Genomic DNA, 18,493 nt, shown 5'->3' with positions numbered 1-18,493 from the left:
GGGGATATCCCTTGCTTCCACCGCCTTTGTGAGGGGCGGCCGGAGAAGGGGGACCGGGACGATGGCGACGGGGGACCCACGGGATCGCATCCCGGCGTATCCGGGTGTCGAGCGCTTCGTTGAGGCGTTCGACAAGCTGGTCATCCAGCAGCGGCGCAGCCGCAGCCGGGTGCCGGTGGTGCTGCTGACGGAGGAGGGCGCCGGGCGGGCCGGCCGGAGGATCGTGGGAGGGCTGCGGTCGCGGCTGCGCGGCCGCAGCGAGGTGCTGGCGCCGCACGCGTGCGTCCCGGCGCTCCCGCCCGGCGCCGATCCGCCGCCGCTGGAGCTGTTCGAGCAGATCGCGCTGCAGCTCGCCGAGTCCATGCCGGTGGACACCGGACAGCTGCGGCTGCCGGGCTACCGGCTGCTGCACTCGGTGGTCACGGCCCCGGCCATCGACGGGCCCGTCGAATACCGCCACCGCGATCTGCGCGACCACTGCTACGACGAGCACCGCCGCTGGTCGCGTACGGCTCACACGCTGTGGCGCATCGGCGGCCGGGACCAGGCGAGCGGCGGCTCGCTCGTGGAGCTGCTGTGGAACTTCGTGGCCGGGCCGCTGTGCCAGACCCTGCCGCGCTGGCTGTTCGGCGTCCGGGCCAGCCGCCGGATGCTCGGCCGCGGCCGCCACCGCCGCTGGTACGCGGAGTGGGCGCGGCTGCAGCGCGGCACCCCGCCCACCGACTTCTTCCGCTCCGCGCTCGACCACGTCCCCGGCGGCGAGGGCAGCGACCCGGAGCGGCTGGACCGGGTGCTGATGCACGCGCTGCTCGCGGACCTGGACCGGGCGGTGCGCCGCCGCCGCTTCAACCCGTGGCGGATGCGCCGCACCACCCGGTTCGTGCTGCTCTTCGAGGAGGCCGGGGCGCTGGACTCGCGGGTGCAGCGCTTCTTACGCGAACTGCGCTCCGCCGTCGAGGATCTGCGCTGTACGTCGGTGATCGCGATCGCGGCCGGGGCGCGTTCGCTGGCGTCCCGCATCCCGGACATCGAGGCGGCCGACCTGGCCCACGCGGGCGCCGAACTGGAGCTGGTCGAGCGGCAGGGCATGCGCGCGGGCCAGCCCACCGGGATCGTGGTGCCGGTGAGCGAGGGGCCGGAGGACGACGAGCGGGCGTCGTACTGGCTCGGCCGCCGTCCCACCCTGGTCGCGCCCTCCCGCCGCTGGGGCCCGCGCACCGAGATCGCGGGGGTGGCGCTGATCGCGCTCGTCACGCTGGCCCTGGTGGCCGGAGGCGTCTACCGGCCGCTGTGGGGCGGGGGCGACGACAGCTGCGCGGGCCAGACCTTCCTGGGCAAGGACGGCCAGTGCGTCGGGGTGACCACCGGCAAGCAGTTCGCCAAGGGCACCAACGAGCGGCAGGTCCGCGAGGTGCTGGAGGCGATCGACCGGCAGAACGACGAGGTCGACGCGGCGATGCGGCGCCGCGGCGAGGCGTCCCCGCGCTATCGCACGGTGGTCTACATCGGCCCGTTCAGCGGCGGTGCGGGCGCCGACGACCCGGTGCGCGGCGGCACCCTGCCCGAGCTGCGCGGGATCGCGCTCGCCCAGGCCCATGTCAACGCCCTGGCGCTGGCGTCGGACGACCGGGTCCCGGTGCGGGTGCTGGTCGCCAACGCGGGCCATCTCTTCGAGGACGCCCCGGCCGTCGCCGACTCCATCGTCCAACTGGCCCGGCGCGACGCGTCGATCGTCGGCGCCGTCGGCCTCGGCCAGAGCCGCGGCTCCACGTACGCCGCGATCCGCAAGCTGGACGCGGCCGGAATCCCCATGATCGGCACCTCCGGCACGGCCGACTCCCTGCTCTCCCAGGGCCCGCACTACTATCAGCTCGCGCCCGTCGACTCCCGCGCCGCCCAGATCATGGCGTCCTTCGTCCGGGAGGCGGCGATGGTCACCCGTCCCGGGCACGCCCCGGTGAAGGCGCGCCGGGTGATGCTGATCGCCGATCCGAAGGACCCGTACAGCTCCGGGCTGGCCCGGTCGTTCCGCGCCGCATACCGGTCGGGTCCGGTCGAGACGCTGCTGCTGGGAACGGGCGGGAGCGCCGCCGGACCGGCCGGGCGGTCGTACGACACGATGGAGGACTTCGCGGAGCGGATCTGCCAGGTGGCGGGCGGGGATGAGCCGGCGGGCGTCGTGTGGACGGCCCGCGGCAGCCAGTTCGTGACCTTCCTGTCCGAGTACAGCAGGATGGCCGACGGCTGCCCGGCCGTCAGCGTGCTCGGCGGCGACGACGTCACCAACGCGCTGCTGCTGGGCCAGAATCCCTGGGCGATCTTCCAGGGGCTGAATCTGTACTACGTCTCGCACGGCGAGCCGTCGCGGGTCGGGGGCGAGAGCGCCCAGGCGTACATGCGGGCGTACGACGCGCGGTACGGCCGCGAACGCGAGCCGCTGGCCCGGGCGATGCGGCTCGACGGACACTCCCCGCTGGCCTGGGACGCCCTGTGCTATCTGTCCCAGGCCATCGACGAGGCCTGGGTGGGCAGCGGCAAGCGGGACGGGTGGCTGGACCGGGAGCTGGTGCAGGCCGTGCTCTACCAGGGCCTGGGCAGCGGCGGTTACAACGGGGCGACCGGCCGGATCGACGCCCACGGGGTGGCCGGGGGCGGGCGGCTGACCGCCGACAAGCTGGTGGCCGTCCTGCACGGCACGCCCGAGGGCGCGTCCCGGACCGCGCTGCTGTGCGGGGCGGTCACCGGGACCGACATCCGCAAGAAGTGGGGGCCGAAGGAGCGGTACCCCTGCCCGCTCCCCGCCGACTGATCACCAGGTCGCCGCGTCTCCGTCTCCTCCGGCGTCGTCGTCTCGTCCGGTGTCTCCGTCTCCTCCGGTGTTTTCGTCTCCCCGTCCCAGCAGGGAGACGAAGACGCGGAAGAGGGCGGGCATGTCCACCGCGTCCGGATCGTGCAGCCACTGGAACTGGAGTCCGTCCAGCACCGCGACCAGCAGCGGCGCGGCGTCCTCCGGGGTGAGCCCGCCGGGCAGCCGGTCGCCGAACTCGCCGCGCAGGATGTCCGCCATGTCGGCGCGCACCCGCTCGTAGCGGTGGGTGAACCAGTCGCGCGCGGGGTGGTCCTCGGTGACGCTCTCGCCCAGCAGTGCCGAGAAGGTCTGCACGATGCCGGGGCGCATCGCGTTGTACTCCACCAGGGAGGCCAGCAGGTCCAGCGGCCAGGCGCCGCCGCCGTCGCGGCGCGCGGCGCCGGTGTCCCACTGGTCGCGCTCCGCCAGCACGGCGATGAGCAGGGCGTCCTTGGTGGGGAAGTAGTGCAGCAGCCCCTGCTGGCTGAGCCCGGCGCGCTCGGCCACCGCGCTCAGGGACGCGCCCCGGTAGCCGCGCTCGGCGATCACTTCGAGGGCGGAGCGGACGATCTCCGCGCGCCGCTCCTGCCCGCGCCGGGTGGCGGTGGGGGAGCCGTCGTCCGTCAGCCTGTCCATGGACGTACCGTAGAACAGGTTTGATAACGAAACAATAACGGTACCTACCGGGTTACTGGGAAATGGGTCCACGATGACCCCGACGATGGCGCGGAGAGCGTCCGGACCCGTTGAGGAGGCCGAGTCGTGGCAGATGCGATCAGTGCGGGCGTGAGCGGTGTGGTCGAGAAGGCCCTCGGCGCGCTCGATCTGGACACCAAGGCTCAGCTGCTCGCCGGTCAGGACATGTGGTCCCTGCCCGCCGTCCCCGCCATCGGCCTGCGCTCCCTGGTGATGTCGGACGGCCCGATCGGCGTACGGGGTGTGCGCTGGACCGCCGACGACCCCTCCATCGCCCTGCCCAGCCCCACCGCTCTCGCCGCCACCTGGGACCCGGCGCTGGCCCGCCGCGCGGGGCGGCTGCTGGCCCAGGAGGCGCGGCGCAAGGGGGTGCATGTGCTGCTCGCCCCGACCGTGAATCTGCACCGCTCCCCGCTGGGCGGCCGTCACTTCGAGGCGTACAGCGAGGACCCGTATCTCACCGGCGCGATCGGCACCGGCTATGTGCGCGGCGTCCAGGACGGCGGGGTGGGCACCACCGTCAAGCACTTCGTCGCCAACGACGCGGAGACCGAGCGCTTCACCGTCGACAACCAGGTGGGCGCGCGGGCGCTGCGCGAGCTGTATCTCGCGCCCTTCGAAGCCATCGTCAAGGACGCCCGCCCGTGGGGCGTCATGGCCGCCTACAACGGGGTCAACGGCGCCACGATGACGGAGCACCGCGCCCTCCAGCAGGGCGTGCTGCGCGGCGAGTGGGGGTTCGACGGCTTCATCGTCTCCGACTGGACGGCCGCCCGCGACACCGCCGGGGGGATGGCGGGCGGGCTCGACGTCGCGATGCCCGGCCCGGAGACCGTCTACGGCGAGGCGCTGGCCGCCGCCGTCCGCGACGGCCGGGTGGCCGAGTCGGCCGTCGACGACGCGGTGCGGCGGGTGCTGACCCTGGCCGCCCGGGTCGGCGTCCTGGACGGCGCGGAGCCCGCCGTCGCCCCCGCCGACCGCCCCGGGCCGATCGACGGCGACGCGCTCGCCCGCGAGATCGCCCGGCGCTCCTTCGTCCTGCTGCGGAACGAGCCACCCGGGGACAGCGGGGCGCGGGCGTTGCCGCTCACCCCGGGCGGACCCTCCGGCATAAGGTCCCTGGCGCTCCTCGGCGCCGCCGCCCGGGACGCCCGGGTGCTCGGCGGCGGCTCGGCGCTGGTCTTCCCCGACCATGTGGTCTCCCCGCTGGACGGGCTGCGCGCCGCGCTGCCCGCCGATGTCCCGCTCACCTACGCCGTGGGGGCCGACCCCACCGACGAACTCGCCCCCGCCGGGCAGGGCTTCGCGCTGCGCGCCGTCGTCCGGGCCGAGGACGGGCGGGTGCTGGGCGAGTCCCGGCTGCCCAGCGGGCAGGTGCAGTGGCTCGGCGACTTCCCCGACGGGGTCGCCTTCGAGGAGCTGCACACCGTCGAGGTCACCGGCACCTTCACCCCGCGCGAGAGCGGCGCGCACTCCTTCGGCACCCGGGGGCTGGGCGGCTTCCGGCTCGTCGTCGGCGGCGAGGTGCTCTTCGACGGGCACCAGGCCATGGAGGAGGCCGACGACCCGTTCGAGGCCTTCTTCGGCTCGCCCGTACCGCGCGGGCAGGCCGGGCTGACGGCGGGCGAACCGGTCGAGGTCAGCCTCACCAGCACGGTCGCCAAGTCGGACGAGATGAACTGGCAGGCCGTCTGCTTCAGCCTGGTGCACCGTGCCCCGGAGCGCGATCCGCGGGAGCTGATCGAGGAGGCCGTCGCGGCGGCCGCCGCCGCCGACACCGCCGTGGTCGTGGTCGCGACCACGGAGAGCGTCGAGAGCGAGGGCTTCGACCGTACGGACCTGCGGCTGCCGGGCCGCCAGGACGAGCTGGTCCGCCGAGTCGCCGCCACCGGCACCCCGACCGTCGTGGTCGTCAACGCGGGCTCACCCGTGGAGATGCCGTGGCGTGACGATGTCGCCGCGGTCCTCCTCGGCTGGTTCCCGGGCCAGGAGGCGGGCGCCGCCCTCGCGGACGTCCTCCTCGGCGCCGAGGAGCCGGGCGGCCGCCTCCCGACCACCTGGCCGGTCCGGCTGACGGACGCGCCGGTGAGCCGGGTGGCGCCCTGCGCCGGGCAACTCTCCTACGACGAGGGCGTCTTCATCGGCTACCGGGCCTGGGAGCGGCAGGAGGGGGCCGCCCCGGCGTACTGGTTCGGACATGGGCTCGGCTACACCGACTGGGCTTACGAGGTGGCGGACTTCACCCCCGCGAGCGACGCGGGCGACCCCACGGGCGACTCCGCCGGCGATCTGGGCACGGTCACGGTCCGGGTGCGGAACGTGGGCCCCCGGCCGGGCCGGGAAGTGGTCCAGCTCTATCTGGCCCCGCCGCCCGGCGGCTCCGTGGCCGCCGCGGAGGACCGCCCCGCCCGGTGCCTGGCGGGCTTCGCGACCGTGGAGGCCGGTCCGGGGGAGACGGCGGAGGTGGCGATCCCGGTGCGTCGCCGCGCGGCGGAGATCTGGGACGAGGAGGCGGACGCCTGGCGGCTGCTCCCGGGCCCGTACACGGCGGAGGCGGGCCGCAGCGTGGCCGACCTCCGCCTCACGTCACGCGTGGACGTGTCCTGAGAGGTGCCCAGTGCCTAGGGGCTGGTGATGCGGCGGTAGGCCATCGCGGCCAGCCGCTGCTGGCCCGCCTTGCTGGGATGGAACCAGTCCCACTTGCTCAACTCGCGCTCGGTGAAGCGGTAGTTGTGCACCGCGTCGTCGTACCGGCACAGCGGGTCCTTCCCGCATACGTCCTTCAGCACCTGGTTGTAGTCGTCCACCCGCTCGTCCACCTGCTGCCGCCGCTCCGTCGAGGCCGCGTCCATCGCGTCGGAGTCCTTCAGCATCGACGGGCACAGGCCCAGCTTCCAGATCTGCCGCCCCAGCACGTTCTTCCGCCCCTCCGACCACAGCCGCTTCAGGTCCGGCACGCTCGCGACGTACACCTGCGTCTTCGGCACCTCGCGGCGCAGCCGGGTGAGGGCCGAGGCGAAGGTGGAGCGGAACTCGTCGATGGAGGTCATATCGGCGACCGAGTTCCGGCAGGCGTCGTTGGAGCCGATCATCACGGTCACCAGCTGCGGCTTGCGCACGGCGGCCGCCTGCATCTGGCCGGGCAGATCGGCCATGACCGCGCCGGTCTTGGCGTAGTTCCAGCTGCGCCCGCCCGAGCGCAGCCGCTGGGCGAGGCTGTTCACATCGCTGCCGGTGGACCAGGAGACCTTGGGGCAGTCGGAGAGCACCGAGCAGGCGTCGAAGCCCCGGGTGATGGAGTCGCCCAGGGAGGCGATGGAGCTGGGGCGGGTGTTCCACGCCGGGCCCTCGGCGTGGTTCCTGCCGCCCCGGCTCGGCCCGTTCCGGGAGGGGTCGTCGGAGCTGCCGAAACAGCCCGCCGTGCTCATGATGGCGGCTGTCGTGAGCAGGGCGACACCCGTGCGCACAGTGGTCCGCTGCTTCCGCCGTGGTGCGCTGGCCCGCATGGCTGTTCCCCCTCCGACTGCTGGGTGATAACTATCCGGTACCGACGGTACGTCACTCCTGTGGCCGGTCCGCGCGGTACGTTTTTCTTGTGGCAGTTGGGCACCAGCCCAGCACCATGAAGCGCGTTGCGATACCGTCACATTACGCTGCGTCACTTCCTGTCCCTTTTCTAGAGAATTCTGCCCGATAAATTTCACCGCAGGTAACCTCGGGACTGGTGCGAGGGTGATCATTGGGGCAGAATGTCGTGTGCTGTCCCGGGCGTGACCGGTACGGGCACGAGGCCGCTGGGGAAGGCGCACCTCGAACCGCACAGGAGGCCTCGGTGACGACACGTGGAGTTCTGTATGTGCACTCCGCTCCGCGCGCGCTGTGCCCGCACGTCGAATGGGCCATCGCGGGCGTACTCGGTGTGCGTGTCAGCCTCGACTGGATCAAACAGCCCGCCGCCAACGGCACATGGCGCGCCGAGTTCTCCTGGCAGGGCCAGGTCGGCACGGCCTCCAAGCTGGCCTCCGCGCTGCGCGGCTGGCATCTGCTGCGCTTCGAGGTGACCGCCGAGCCCTGCGCCACCGCCGAGGGCGAGCGCTACAGCGCCACCCCCGAACTGGGCATCTTCCACGCCGTCACCGGTATGCACGGCGACATCCTGATCCCCGAGGACCGGCTGCGCGCCGCGCTGGCCCGCTCCGCCCGGGGCGAGGGCGATCTGCACGCGGAGATCGCCAAGTTGCTCGGCAAGCCCTGGGACGACGAGCTGGAGCCGTTCCGCTACGCGGGTGAAGGCGCCCCGGTCCGCTGGCTGCACCAGGTCGTGTGAACCTCTCGTCCGCATGACACCGTGACGAGATGACCGAACAACTCCCGGCAGCGACCTCCGTCGCGGTCCTCGGCACCGGCATCATGGGCTCCGGTATGGCCCGTAACCTCGCCCGCGCCGGACTCGACGTCCGCGCGTGGAACCGCACCCGCGCCAAGGCCGAACCGCTCAACTCCGACGGCGTACGCGTCACCGACACCCCGGCGCAGGCCGTGGACGGCGCCGATGTCGTCCTGACGATCCTGCACGACGGCCCCGCCGCCCTGGAGACGATGCGCCGGGCCGCCCCCGCGCTGCGCCCCGGCACCGTGTGGGCCCAGGCCACCACCGCGGGCCTGGACGGGCTCGACACGCTCACCGCGTTCGCCCGCGAGCGGGACCTGATCCTCCTCGACTCGCCCGTCCTCGGCACCAAGCAGCCCGCCGAGAGCGGACAGCTCCTGGTCCTCGCCGCCGGTCCGCCCTCCGCCCGCACCGCCGTGGCGCCGGTCTTCGACGCGATCGGCAGCCGTACGGTCTGGGTCGGCGAGGCCGGCGAGGAGGGCGCGGCCACCCGGCTCAAGCTCGTCATCAACAGCTGGATTCTCGCCATCACCCACGGCACCGCCGAAGCGCTCGCCCTCGCCAAGGGGCTGGGCGTGGAGCCGCAGGGCTTCTTCGACGCCATCGCGGGCGGGCCGCTGGACAACGGGTATCTGCACGCCAAGGCGGGCCAGTTGCTGAGCGGCGACCTCGACCCCAGCTTCGCGGCCAGGACCGCCGAGAAGGACGCCCGGCTGATCGTCGAGGCGGGGCAGCGGTCCGGCGTACGGCTGGACCTGGCGGCCGCGGGCGCGGAGCGGTTCCGGCGGGCCGTCGGACAGGGCCACGGTGACGAGGACATGATCGCCTCGTACTTCGCCAGCTTCGACGGCGGCGAGCCCGGTGGCAGTGAGTCCGGTGGCGGCGAGTCCGACGGGGGCGAGTCCGACGGGGGCGAGTCCGGCAGCGGCCAGGGCTGACACACGAAGGGCGCGCTCCCGGCCGGAGCCGGAAGCGCGCCCTGCATACCGTGTTGCCTCAGACCGTACGGAAGGCCAGCACCACGTTGTGGCCGCCGAAGCCGAACGAGTCGTTCAGCGCGACGATCGGCCCCTCGCCCGGCAGCGCCCGCGGCTCATCGCGCACGATGTCCCCGTCCACCTCCGGGTCCAGCTCGTCGATGTTGATCGTCGGCGGGGCGATCCGGTGGTACAGCGCGAGCACGCTGGCCACCGTCTCGACACCGCCGGTGCCGCCCAGCAGATGTCCCGTCATGGACTTGGTGGCGGAGACCGCCATGTGGTCCACGTCGTCGCCGAAGACCTTGCGCAGCGCCTTCAGCTCCGCCACGTCGCCCTGCGGCGTCGAGGTCGCGTGCGCGTTGATGTGCGCGATCTCGGCGGGCTTCAGATCGTTGTTCTCCAGCAGGTTCTGCAGCGCGTGCGCGATGCCGTTGCCGGACGGCTCCGGCTGGGTGATGTGGTGGGAGTCGGCCGAGATGCCCTGGCCGACAGCCTCCGCATACACCCGGGCGCCGCGCGCGGCGGCGTGCTCCGCCGACTCCAGGACGATGACGCCCGAGCCCTCGCCCATCACGAAGCCGTTGCGGTTGACGTCGAAGGGGCGCGAGGCACCCTGCGGATCGTCGTTGTTCTTCGACATCGCCATCATGTTGCCGAAGGCGGCGATGGGCAGCGGGTGGATCGACGCCTCGGTGCCGCCCGCGACGACCACATCGGCGCGGCCGGTGCGGATCATCTCGATGGCGTAGCCGATGGCCTCGGCGCCGGACGCACACGCGCTGACCGGGGTGTGCACACCGGCCCGGGCGCCGACCTCCAGGCCGACGTTGGCCGCCGGACCGTTGGGCATCAGCATCGGCACGGTGTGCGGGGAGACCTTGCGGACCCCCTTCTCGCGCAGCACGTCGTACTGGTCGAGCAGGGTCGTCACGCCGCCGATACCGGAGGCCACGACCGCGCCCAGCCGGTCCGGGTCGATCGACGGGTCCTCGCCGGCCTTGCCGGTGAAGCCCGCGTCGGCCCATGCCTCACGGGCGGCGATCAGCGCGAACTGCGCCGACCGGTCGAGCTTGCGCGCCTGAGGCCGAGGCAGGACGGTGCCCGGTTCCACCGCGATACTCGCGGCGATCCGGACCGGCAGCTCGGCTGCCCAGTCCTGCTCCAGGTGGCGGATGCCGGAGCGACCGGCGATCAGTGCTTCCCAGGTCGATGAGGCGTCGCCACCCAGCGGCGTCGTGGCACCAACACCGGTGACGACCACGGTGCGATTGGTCGAGTTCACAGGAATTCTTCACTCCTACGTAGGAGGTGCTGGACCTCTGCCACCGCGGGGGTGGCGACTGACGCTCGGTTCAGCCCTGGTGCTTCAGGATGTAGTCGGTGGCGTCGCCGACGGTCTTCAGGTTCTTGACGTCGTCGTCCGGGATCTTCACGTCGAAGCGCTCTTCGGCGGCGACGACGACCTCGACCATGGACAGCGAGTCGACGTCCAGGTCGTCGGTGAAGGACTTCTCCAGCGCGACGTCCTCGGCCGGGATACCGGCGATCTCGTTGACGATCTCGGCGAGACCTTCGAGGATCTGCTCCTGCGTGGCGGCCATTGCGGCGCTCCTTCTTCGGTGTGTTGCGGTGGGTGCGCAGCGCCCGACTCGTCCGGGGCTGCGTGGATCTGGGCTAGAGAGCCTATGGGAGGGTAACGACCGTCGCTGCGTAGACGAGACCCGCCCCGAAGCCGATGACGAGCGCGGTGTCGCCGCTCTTCGCCTGCCCCGTCGCCAACAGCCGCTCCATGGCGAGCGGAATGGAGGCGGCGGAGGTGTTGCCGGTGGTCTCCACGTCACGGGCGACCGTGACGTGCTCCGGCAGCTTGAGGGTTTTGATCATCGAGTCGATGATCCGCATGTTGGCCTGGTGGGGGATGAACGCGTCGAGCTCGTCCGCGCTGATGCCCGCCTCGTCCAGGGCCTGCTGGGCGACCTTCGCCATCTCGTACACCGCCCAGCGGAAGACCGCCTGGCCCTCCTGGCGCAGCGCCGGGTAGCGCACCTCGTCGGTGGAGTGGTCGCGGTAGACGTCCCAGGGCAGCGTCTGGGTGATGGTGTCGGACTTGTCGCCCTCCGAGCCCCAGACGGTCGGGCCGATCGCGGGCTCCTTGGACGGGCCGACGACCACGGCGCCCGCGCCGTCGCCGAACAGGAACGCCGTCGCCCGGTCCTCCAGGTCGGTCAGGTCCGAGAGCCGCTCGACGCCGATGACCAGCACATGCTCCGCCGTGCCATCGATGACCAGGCTCTTGGCGAGGGTCAGCCCGTAGCCGAAGCCCGCGCAGCCCGCGGAGATGTCGAACGCGGCGGGCGTGCCGGTGCCCAGCAGATGGGCGATCTCGGTGGCGACCGCCGGGGTCTGCTTGAAGTGCGAGACGGTCGAGATGATCACGGCGCCGATCTGCTCGGGCGTCAGCCCCGCGTCGGCGATGGCTTTCCCGCCCGCCTCGACGGACATCTGGGCGACCGTCTCGTCCGGACCGGCCCAGTGACGGGTCGCGATGCCCGAACGGCTGCGAATCCACTCGTCCGAGGAGTCGATGTGCTTGAGGATCTCCTCGTTGGGCACCACCCGGGTGGGGCGGTAGCCGCCGACGCCGAGAATGCGCGCGTACGCGGCGCCCTTGCTGGGCCTGATCTTCGCGGTCATGCTCTCGGAACTCCTATTCGGCTATACGGCCGGGGTGTCGGCGGCAGGTACGGCGTGCTCGGCGATCAGCGCGCGTGCCGCGTCGAGGTCGTCCGGAGTCTTGAGGGCCAGCGTCGCCACGCCCGGCAGGGCCCGCTTGGCGATACCGGTGAGGGTTCCGCCCGGCGCCACCTCGATCATCGCGGTGACACCCAGCTTCTGGAACGTCTCCATGCACAGGTCCCAGCGGACCGGGTTGGACACCTGGGCGACCATGCGCCGGATCACCTCGGTGCCGGACGCCACGACCTCACCGTCGCGGTTGGAGACGTACGCGGTGCCCGGGTCGGCGATCGGCACACCGGCGACCAGGTCCTCCAGTGTGGCCACCGCCGGGGCCATGTGGTCGGTGTGGAACGCGCCGGCCACCTTCAGGGGGACGACGCGGCGCACGCCCTCCGGCTTGTCCTCGGCCAGCGCCGCCAGCTGCTCGGCGGTGCCCGCGGCGACGATCTGTCCGGCGCCGTTGACGTTGGCCGGGGTCAGCCCGAGCTTGTCGAGGTGCGCGACGACGGTCTCCTGCTCACCACCCAGTATGGCGGCCATGCCGGTCTCGGTGCGGCTCGCGGCCTCGGCCATGGCCAGACCGCGGCGGCGCACCAGGACCATGGCCGCCTCGTGGCTCAGCACACCAGTCGTCGCGGCGGCGGTGATCTCGCCCACGCTGTGGCCCGCGGCGGCGCCGACCACGTCCTGGACGCGGTGCGGGAGGTCGGCGAACAGCGCCTGGGTGGAGACGAGTCCGGCGGCCACCAGCAGCGGCTGGGCCACCGCGGTGTCGCGGATCTCGTCCTCATCGGCCTCGGTCCCGTAGTGGACCAGGTCCAGGCCGGAGACGGCCGACCACCACCGCAGGCGTTCGGTGACGCCGGGGAGGTCGAGCCAGGGGGTCAGGAAGCCGGGCTTTTGGGCGCCCTGGCCGGGAGCGACGAGTACGAGCACTCTCACACTCTCTCTTGTGGGTGGTCCCGCCCGCCCGTGAGGACAAGGACGAAGAACGGTCAAGGGAATTGTTGGGGTCCCACAAAGGGTCAGGAAAAGATGTCCCCATCGGCAAGTCGGCCGAGGATCAGGGCTATCCGGAGTGTGAAGGCCGACCGGACGTCACTAGGTGACCATCCGGTGACGTCGGTCACACGTCGTAGCCGGTAGCGCACGGTGTTGGGGTGAACAAAGAGCATCCGCGCGGCGCCTTCCAGACTGCTCGCCTGCTCCAGGTACACACTCAGCGTTTCCAGGAGAGCGGAGCCCGCCTCCTCCAGCGGTCTGTAGATCTCCTCCACCAACTGCGCCCGGGCGGCCGGGTCCCCGGCCATCGCGCGCTCCGGAAGCAGATCGTCCGCAATGACCGGACGGGGGGCATCCGGCCAGGCCGTGCACGCCTTCAGACCGGCCGCGGCGGCCGCCGCCGAGCGGGTGGCGGCCAGCAGGTCCGACACCACCGGACCGGCCACCACCGGGCCCTGCGCGAACGGTCCGATCACCGCCTTCGCCGCCTGCAGCGGATTGTCCGTACCGCCCGCCACCACCACCAGCCGGTTGCCGAGCACCCCGGTGAGCACCTGCAGCTTGGCGTGGCGGGAGGCCCGCCGGATCGCCTCCACGGTCAGCTCGCTGTCCCCTTCGGGCGCCGTCCCCAGGACCACGCACACGTGCTCGGGCGAGTCCCAGCCGAGCGCCGCCGCCCGGGACAGCGCGCCCTCGTCGGCCTCCCCGGACAGCACCGCGTTCACCACCAGCGACTCCAGCCGGGCGTCCCAGGCGCCCCGCGCCTCGGCCGCCTGCGCGTACACCTGGGCGGTGGCGAAGGCGATCTCCCGCGCGTACACCAGCAGCGCCTCGCGCAGCACCGCCTCGTCGCCCGGCGCGACCACCTCGCCGATCGCCGACTCCATGACCTCGATGGTCGTACGGACCATCTCCACCGTCTGCCGCAGCGTGATCGCCCGGGTCAGCTCGCGCGGCGCCGTACCGAACACGTCGGTGCTGATCGCCTGTGGCGCTTCCGGATGCCGGAACCACTCCGTGAAGGCCGCGATGCCCGCCTGCGCCACCAGTCCGATCCACGAGCGGTTCTCCGGTGGCATCGCCCGGTACCACGGCAGCTGCTCGTCCATGCGCGTGATGGCGGCGGCGGCGAGCTTCCCGGACGACTTCTCCAGACGTCGCAGGGTGGCGCTGTGCGGATGCGGGGTATTCGCGGCTGGTTCAGGCACGAGGACAAGACTGCCTTATCGGATGGTGAACGCTGGGGGCGGGAGGCTACGCGGGGGTAGGTACGGGGGTGGGAGCGGTCCGGTCCGGGGCGCACTACCGTGGACCGGATGATGTGGGTACAGCGGTCCGGTGCACGGTATCGGGGCGGGGACGGAGCGGGCGTCGAGACGCGCCACGCCTTTTCCTTCTCTGGACACTACGACCCGGACAACGTGCGGTTCGGGCTCCTCGTCGCCTGCAACGAGGAGCACCTCGCCCCCGGCGCGGGCTTCGCCGAACACCCGCACCGCGATCTGGAGATCGTGACCTGGGTCGTCGAGGGCGAGCTCACCCACGAGGACTCCACCGGCCACCGGACCGTGATCCGCCCCGGCGACGTCCAGCGGCTCAGCGCGGGCGGCGGCGTGCGCCACTCCGAGCGCAACGAGTCCGCGGCGCCGCTCACCTTCGTCCAGATGTGGCTGGCCTCGGGCGCGGTCGGCGCCGAGCCCGGGTACGAGGTCGTCCGCGGCATCGCCGACGGCACCCAGTACGCCCTGGCCCGCGCCGACGCGGTGCTCCACGTACGCCGCCTCGCCGCGGACGAGCGCACCGCGCTCCCGGACGCGCCGTGGGTGTACGCCCACGTGGTCCGCGGCGAGGTGCGCGTGGGCGACGAGACGCTCACCCCGGGCGACGCGGCCCGCCTCACGGACACGGACGGCACGGAGGCGCGCGCGGTGGGCGCGGCGGAGCTGCTGGTGTGGGAGATGCGAGCAGAACCGGTCTTCGGCTGACCCGGCCGTTTCCCGGTCCTTCGTCGGCCTCGTCCGGCCGGGCCGGGGCGGAGCCCGGCCCCTAGCGCAGTTCGGTCAGGATCGCGTCGGTCAGTGGGGGCCAGGCTTCGATCGCCCAGGGGCCGAACGCGCGGTCCGTCAGGGTGACGCAGGCCGCGGCCGCGTCCGGGTCCACCCAGAGGAACGTCCCGGACTGGCCGAAATGCCCGAAGGTGCGGGGTGAGGACGACGCTCCCGTCCAGTGCGGCGACTTCCCGTCGCGTATCTCGAAGCCGAGCCCCCAGTCGTTCGGCTTCTGGTGGCCGTACCCCGGCAGGACCCCGGTCAGCCCCGGGTGCACCACGGACGTCGCCTCCGCGACCGTCCCGGGGGCCAGCAGCCGCGGGGCCTGCAGCTCGGCGGCGAAGCGTACGAGGTCGTCGACGGTCGAGACGGCGTCCTTGGCGGGCGAGCCGGTCAGCTCGGTCGAGGTCATGCCCAGCGGCTCCAGGACCGCCTGGCGCAGATACTCCCCGAAGGGGATGTCCGCCGCCTTGGCGATGTGATCGCCGAGGACCTCGAACCCGGCGTTGGAGTACAGCCGCCGGTTGCCGGGCGCGGCGACCGTCCGGTGTTCGTCGAAGGCGAGCCCGGAGGTGTGGGCGAGCAGATGGCGCACCGTGGCGCCCTCGGGCCCGGCTGCCTCGTCCAGCTCGACCGCGCCCTCCTCGACCGCGACCAGCGCCGCGTACGCGGCGAGCGGCTTGGTCACCGAGGCCAGCGGGAATCTGTGGCCGACCGGGCCGTACGATCCGGCCACGGTGCCGTCCGCGCGTACGACGGCGGCTGCCGCCGTCGGGACCGGCCAGTTCTCGATCATCCGCAGGCTCTCCATGGGGCCCGAGCCTATCGCCGACCAAGATTGCGCCAAATCCGCGCTTGCTTGGAGTGCACTCCAAGTCCATAGCGTTGAGGTGGTCGAGGGGCTTTGCGCATCGGCGACAGCGAGAGGGTGCATCGGCATGACGGTGATCGAGCAGGACCTGAAGCAGGACCTGAAGCGGGGTGTGGAGCGGGCTCCCGCGTCGGCGAGGCCGCGTTCGTGCGTGGGGCGCCGTCCGCATCCCCGGCCGACCGGCCAGGACCGGTACACGATCAGCGAGGTCGCGGCGCACACCGGGCTCACGGCGCACACCCTGCGCTGGTACGAGCGGATCGGGCTGATGCCGCACGTGGACCGCACCCACACCGGCCAGCGCCGCTTCACCAACCGCGACCTGGACTGGCTCGACCTCGTCGGCAAGCTGCGGCTGACCGGGATGCCGGTGGCGGACATGGTCCGCTACGCCGAGCTGGTACGGGCGGGCGAGCACACCTTCGCCGAACGCGAGGAACTGCTGACCGCGCACCGCGCGAACGTCCGGGAACGGATCGCCGAGCTGGAGAGCACGCTCGACGTCCTCGACTTCAAGATCAACATCTACGCCGACGCCCGGCGGCTGCCGGACAAGGCGTAAGCGACGAGAGAGGCAGAGACGACCGATGACGGAGAAGGCGGAGAACGGCACCACGAGCAACGAGACGATACCGACCGTCGCCCTCGGCACCGGCGGTCCCCAGGTCGGCGTCCAGGGCCTCGGCTGCATGGGCATGAGCTGGGCGTACGGTCCGACACAGGACGTGGGGGAGGCGCGGGCGACCCTCGACCGGGCCCTGGACCTGGGCGTCACCCTCTTCGACACCGCCGATATCTACGGCTTCGGCCGCAACGAGGAGTTCATCTCCCCGTTCGTCCGGGCCAACCGGGACCGGATCACCCTGGCCACCAAGTTCTCCGTCGTGCGCAGCGAGGACGACCCTTTCGGCAGCCAGCAGATCCGCAACGACCCCGCGTACATCCGGGAGGCCATCGAGGGCAGCCTGCGGCGGCTCGGCGTCGACCATGTCGACCTGTACTACATGCACCGCCGCAACCCCGACGTGCCGCTGGAGGAGAGCGTCGGCGCGATGGCCGGGCTGGTGGCCGAGGGGAAGGTCAAGCATCTCGGGCTGAGCGAGGTCACGGCGGACGAGCTGCGCGCGGCGCACGCGGTGCACCCGATCGCGGCGGTGCAGTCGGAGTGGTCGCTGTTCAGCCGCGACCTGGAGAACGGCGTCGTGGCCGCCGCCCATGAGCTGGGCGTCGCCCTCGTCCCGTACTCGCCGCTCGGCCGGGGCTTCCTGACCGGCTCCTTCGTACAGGCGGAGCAGGAGCTGACCGACGACGACTTCCGCCGTCAGCAGCCCCGCTTCACGGGCGACAACGCGGCCGCGAACGCCTCGCTGCTGACCCCGATCCGCGAGATCGCCACCGCGCGCGGCGTGACGCTCGCCCAGGTCGCGCTGGCCTGGGTGCAGCAGCGGGCCCGGGTGCACGGACTGGCCGTGATCCCGATCCCGGGTACGCGCAGCCGCTCCCGGATCGAGCAGAACACGGCCGCGGTCCGGATCGAGCTGACGGCGGCCGAGCTGGCCGCGCTGGAGCCGATCGCGGGCAAGGTCGCGGGGGCGCGCTACGCCAACATGGCGCCGACGAGCGAGGGCCGCGAGGCGTCGTAGGCCTCGTCGGTCTTCGCCGCGCACCGCCCGGCGTCATACGAGGTCATGACGGCAGTCCTCGCCCCGCTCGGGGTGGCCGCAGCGCACCGCCCCGAAGTCGCCGAGGACGATCCGCGCGAAGTTGCGCAGGGAGTCCGTGCCCGGGGCGAAGTAGCCGGTGTGGCCGTCGGCGTGGTCGGCGGATACGACGCGGGCGCCGAAGGCGGAGGCCGTGGGGTCCTCGCCGTGGCCCAGCCCCATGAAGTCGTAGCCGGTCACCCGTCGTATCCAGTCGGAGCCGTCCCGCGCCGCCCACACCCGCGCCTGCGTGCCCAGCTCCCCGGCGTCGTCCACGCCCATGCCGGGGCTGCCGAACGCCACCAGGTCGGACACCCGGGTGCGGTCCATCGCGGCGGCCGCCGCCCCGCACACGACCGAGCCGTAGCTGTGGCAGAACACGGTGGGCGGCGCGTCGGCGGTCCCGGCCGTGGTCACCGCCAGCCCGGCCAGGAAGCGGTCCAGCCGGGGCGCCCCCGCCTTCGCCAGCCGGGCGGTCGCCGCGTCCGGGCCGAGCCCGACCGGGGTGGTGTACCCCACCCACGCCACCACGGCGGTACGGGTCCCCGGCGCGTCCCGGGCCAGCTGCGCCCGCAGCGACTTGGCCATCCCGGCGGGGGCGCCGTACCGGTCGTGGGTACGGTCGAAGTCGGCCAGATCGATGTCCGACCCGGGTACGACGACCGCGGTCCGCCGCGCCGTCGCCAGGTCCCCGTACACCTCGGCGACCTGTCCCCGGCCGCGCGGATCGAAGGCCAGGATCTGCCGCCCGGGCGTGAGCAGCGCGTCGTACCGCGCGGCCTGCGCGCTGTCCGGGTCCGCCGTCCGCTCCGCGTCCCGCGCGGCCCGGATGGCCCGCGCGTTGGCCGCGAAACGCAACGCGAGCGGCGCCCCGTCGAGGTTGCCCACGACGTCGGGATGGAGGATGACCAGCGCCTGCCGCTGCGCGTGGCCGAGCCCGTCGAAGAACCGGGCGATGCGGGCGGGCGACGTGCTTCCCGGGTCCGGCAGCTCGCGCCCGCCCAGCGAGTGATCGGCGAGCCACCGCCCGGTCCCCGGCGGCGGCCCCGTGATGGCCTGCTCCTCGTGCGCCACGGTCCACCCGGCCGTCCCCGCCATGACGGTGATGGTGAGCGCGGCCGTGATCAGGCGTCGGGCGAAGTGCCTGGTGCGAAGCGTCTGGGACATGGCCGCGGGTTCCCTCTTCCGTTCGATGGCGAGGGAAAGGTAGGGAGCGGAC

16 protein-coding genes are annotated in these 18,493 nt (G+C 72.7%); 7 read left to right on the top strand and 9 right to left on the bottom strand.

From position 1 onward, the window contains the following. The first annotated feature begins 61 nt into the window (after positions 1-61). A complete protein-coding gene (locus ABZ370_RS33525; RefSeq protein WP_358628627.1) occupies positions 62-2,809 on the top strand; it encodes an ABC transporter substrate-binding protein in 2,748 nt (915 codons plus the stop codon). Here the strand turns inward: ABZ370_RS33525 and ABZ370_RS33520 are convergent, their stop codons facing one another. Then, positions 2,810-3,484 (bottom strand): TetR/AcrR family transcriptional regulator, encoded by a 675-nt coding sequence (locus ABZ370_RS33520; protein WP_358628624.1) that lies wholly within the window; start codon positions 3,482-3,484, stop codon positions 2,810-2,812. Between the two features lie 126 nt (positions 3,485-3,610). Between ABZ370_RS33520 and ABZ370_RS33515 the strand changes: the two genes are divergently transcribed. Further along, positions 3,611-6,151 carry a glycoside hydrolase family 3 C-terminal domain-containing protein gene (locus tag ABZ370_RS33515; protein ID WP_358628621.1) on the top strand — a complete coding sequence of 847 codons (2,541 nt, stop codon included), beginning with the start codon at positions 3,611-3,613 and terminating at the stop codon, positions 6,149-6,151. Positions 6,152-6,165: 14 nt separating this feature from the next. Here ABZ370_RS33515 and ABZ370_RS33510 read toward each other — a convergent pair whose 3' ends face one another. After that, positions 6,166-7,050, bottom strand: a complete 885-nt coding sequence (locus tag ABZ370_RS33510; RefSeq protein ID WP_358628618.1) for an SGNH/GDSL hydrolase family protein — start codon at positions 7,048-7,050, stop codon at positions 6,166-6,168. Positions 7,051-7,376: 326 nt separating this feature from the next. On the opposite strand from ABZ370_RS33510, the gene ABZ370_RS33505 reads away from it, so the two are divergent. Then, on the top strand, positions 7,377-7,871 hold the full coding sequence (locus ABZ370_RS33505) for a DUF3145 domain-containing protein (RefSeq protein WP_358628615.1): 495 nt from the start codon (positions 7,377-7,379) through the stop codon (positions 7,869-7,871). Between the two features lie 29 nt (positions 7,872-7,900). After that, complete coding sequence (locus ABZ370_RS33500; protein ID WP_358628612.1) at positions 7,901-8,872, top strand: NAD(P)-dependent oxidoreductase; 972 nt, start codon at positions 7,901-7,903, stop codon at positions 8,870-8,872. Positions 8,873-8,930: 58 nt separating this feature from the next. Here the strand turns inward: ABZ370_RS33500 and fabF are convergent, their stop codons facing one another. From fabF to ABZ370_RS33475, 5 genes are all read right to left on the bottom strand, one after another. Next, complete coding sequence (gene fabF, locus ABZ370_RS33495) at positions 8,931-10,196, bottom strand: beta-ketoacyl-ACP synthase II (RefSeq protein WP_358628609.1); 1,266 nt, start codon at positions 10,194-10,196, stop codon at positions 8,931-8,933. A 70-nt stretch (positions 10,197-10,266) separates the two neighbouring features. Beyond that, positions 10,267-10,515: an acyl carrier protein gene (locus ABZ370_RS33490; RefSeq protein WP_358628606.1), complete on the bottom strand. Its 249-nt coding sequence runs from the start codon at positions 10,513-10,515 to the stop codon at positions 10,267-10,269. A gap of 82 nt (positions 10,516-10,597) precedes the next feature. Beyond that, entirely contained in the window at positions 10,598-11,608 is a 1,011-nt protein-coding gene (locus ABZ370_RS33485) for a ketoacyl-ACP synthase III (RefSeq protein ID WP_358628603.1), read from the bottom strand. A gap of 21 nt (positions 11,609-11,629) precedes the next feature. After that, entirely contained in the window at positions 11,630-12,589 is a 960-nt protein-coding gene (locus ABZ370_RS33480) for an ACP S-malonyltransferase (protein ID WP_358628887.1), read from the bottom strand. 89 nt (positions 12,590-12,678) lie between these two features. Next, complete coding sequence (locus ABZ370_RS33475; RefSeq protein ID WP_358628601.1) at positions 12,679-13,863, bottom strand: helix-turn-helix domain-containing protein; 1,185 nt, start codon at positions 13,861-13,863, stop codon at positions 12,679-12,681. Positions 13,864-13,971: 108 nt separating this feature from the next. Between ABZ370_RS33475 and ABZ370_RS33470 the strand changes: the two genes are divergently transcribed. Further along, the gene (locus ABZ370_RS33470) at positions 13,972-14,640 is read left to right on the top strand and encodes a pirin family protein (protein WP_358628598.1); all 669 of its coding nucleotides are present in this window, start codon (positions 13,972-13,974) and stop codon (positions 14,638-14,640) included. 61 nt (positions 14,641-14,701) lie between these two features. On the opposite strand, the gene ABZ370_RS33465 is transcribed toward ABZ370_RS33470, so the two are convergent. Further along, positions 14,702-15,514: a serine hydrolase domain-containing protein gene (locus ABZ370_RS33465; RefSeq protein ID WP_358628595.1), complete on the bottom strand. Its 813-nt coding sequence runs from the start codon at positions 15,512-15,514 to the stop codon at positions 14,702-14,704. 127 nt (positions 15,515-15,641) lie between these two features. On the opposite strand from ABZ370_RS33465, the gene ABZ370_RS33460 reads away from it, so the two are divergent. Both ABZ370_RS33460 and ABZ370_RS33455 read left to right on the top strand, forming a co-directional pair. Beyond that, positions 15,642-16,136 (top strand): MerR family transcriptional regulator, encoded by a 495-nt coding sequence (locus ABZ370_RS33460; RefSeq protein ID WP_358628592.1) that lies wholly within the window; start codon positions 15,642-15,644, stop codon positions 16,134-16,136. 25 nt (positions 16,137-16,161) lie between these two features. Next, the gene (locus ABZ370_RS33455; protein ID WP_358628589.1) at positions 16,162-17,217 is read left to right on the top strand and encodes an aldo/keto reductase; all 1,056 of its coding nucleotides are present in this window, start codon (positions 16,162-16,164) and stop codon (positions 17,215-17,217) included. Positions 17,218-17,250: 33 nt separating this feature from the next. Here ABZ370_RS33455 and ABZ370_RS33450 read toward each other — a convergent pair whose 3' ends face one another. Next, complete coding sequence (locus ABZ370_RS33450; RefSeq protein WP_358628586.1) at positions 17,251-18,441, bottom strand: alpha/beta hydrolase; 1,191 nt, start codon at positions 18,439-18,441, stop codon at positions 17,251-17,253. Between the last annotated feature and the right edge of the window lie 52 nt (positions 18,442-18,493).

Origin of the sequence: Streptomyces sp. NPDC005962 (genome assembly GCF_040629205.1) — a bacterium.
In the GTDB taxonomy this organism is placed as follows: Bacteria; Actinomycetota; Actinomycetes; order Streptomycetales; family Streptomycetaceae; genus Streptomyces.
The sequence above is the reverse complement of the archived record's forward strand: the minus strand, read 5'-3'. Positions and strand labels throughout refer to the sequence as shown.

Coding starts and splice junctions, on each gene's coding strand:
- ABZ370_RS33485 (WP_358628603.1), bottom strand. CDS start 11,608: ATGACCGCGAAGATCAGGCCCAGCAAGGGCGCCGCGTACGCGCGCATT.
- ABZ370_RS33525 (WP_358628627.1), top strand. CDS start 62: ATGGCGACGGGGGACCCACGGGATCGCATCCCGGCGTATCCGGGTGTC.
- ABZ370_RS33450 (WP_358628586.1), bottom strand. CDS start 18,441: ATGTCCCAGACGCTTCGCACCAGGCACTTCGCCCGACGCCTGATCACG.
- ABZ370_RS33465 (WP_358628595.1), bottom strand. CDS start 15,514: ATGGAGAGCCTGCGGATGATCGAGAACTGGCCGGTCCCGACGGCGGCA.
- ABZ370_RS33460 (WP_358628592.1), top strand. CDS start 15,642: ATGACGGTGATCGAGCAGGACCTGAAGCAGGACCTGAAGCGGGGTGTG.
- ABZ370_RS33455 (WP_358628589.1), top strand. CDS start 16,162: ATGACGGAGAAGGCGGAGAACGGCACCACGAGCAACGAGACGATACCG.
- ABZ370_RS33470 (WP_358628598.1), top strand. CDS start 13,972: ATGATGTGGGTACAGCGGTCCGGTGCACGGTATCGGGGCGGGGACGGA.
- ABZ370_RS33520 (WP_358628624.1), bottom strand. CDS start 3,484: ATGGACAGGCTGACGGACGACGGCTCCCCCACCGCCACCCGGCGCGGG.
- ABZ370_RS33490 (WP_358628606.1), bottom strand. CDS start 10,515: ATGGCCGCCACGCAGGAGCAGATCCTCGAAGGTCTCGCCGAGATCGTC.
- ABZ370_RS33510 (WP_358628618.1), bottom strand. CDS start 7,050: ATGCGGGCCAGCGCACCACGGCGGAAGCAGCGGACCACTGTGCGCACG.
- ABZ370_RS33500 (WP_358628612.1), top strand. CDS start 7,901: ATGACCGAACAACTCCCGGCAGCGACCTCCGTCGCGGTCCTCGGCACC.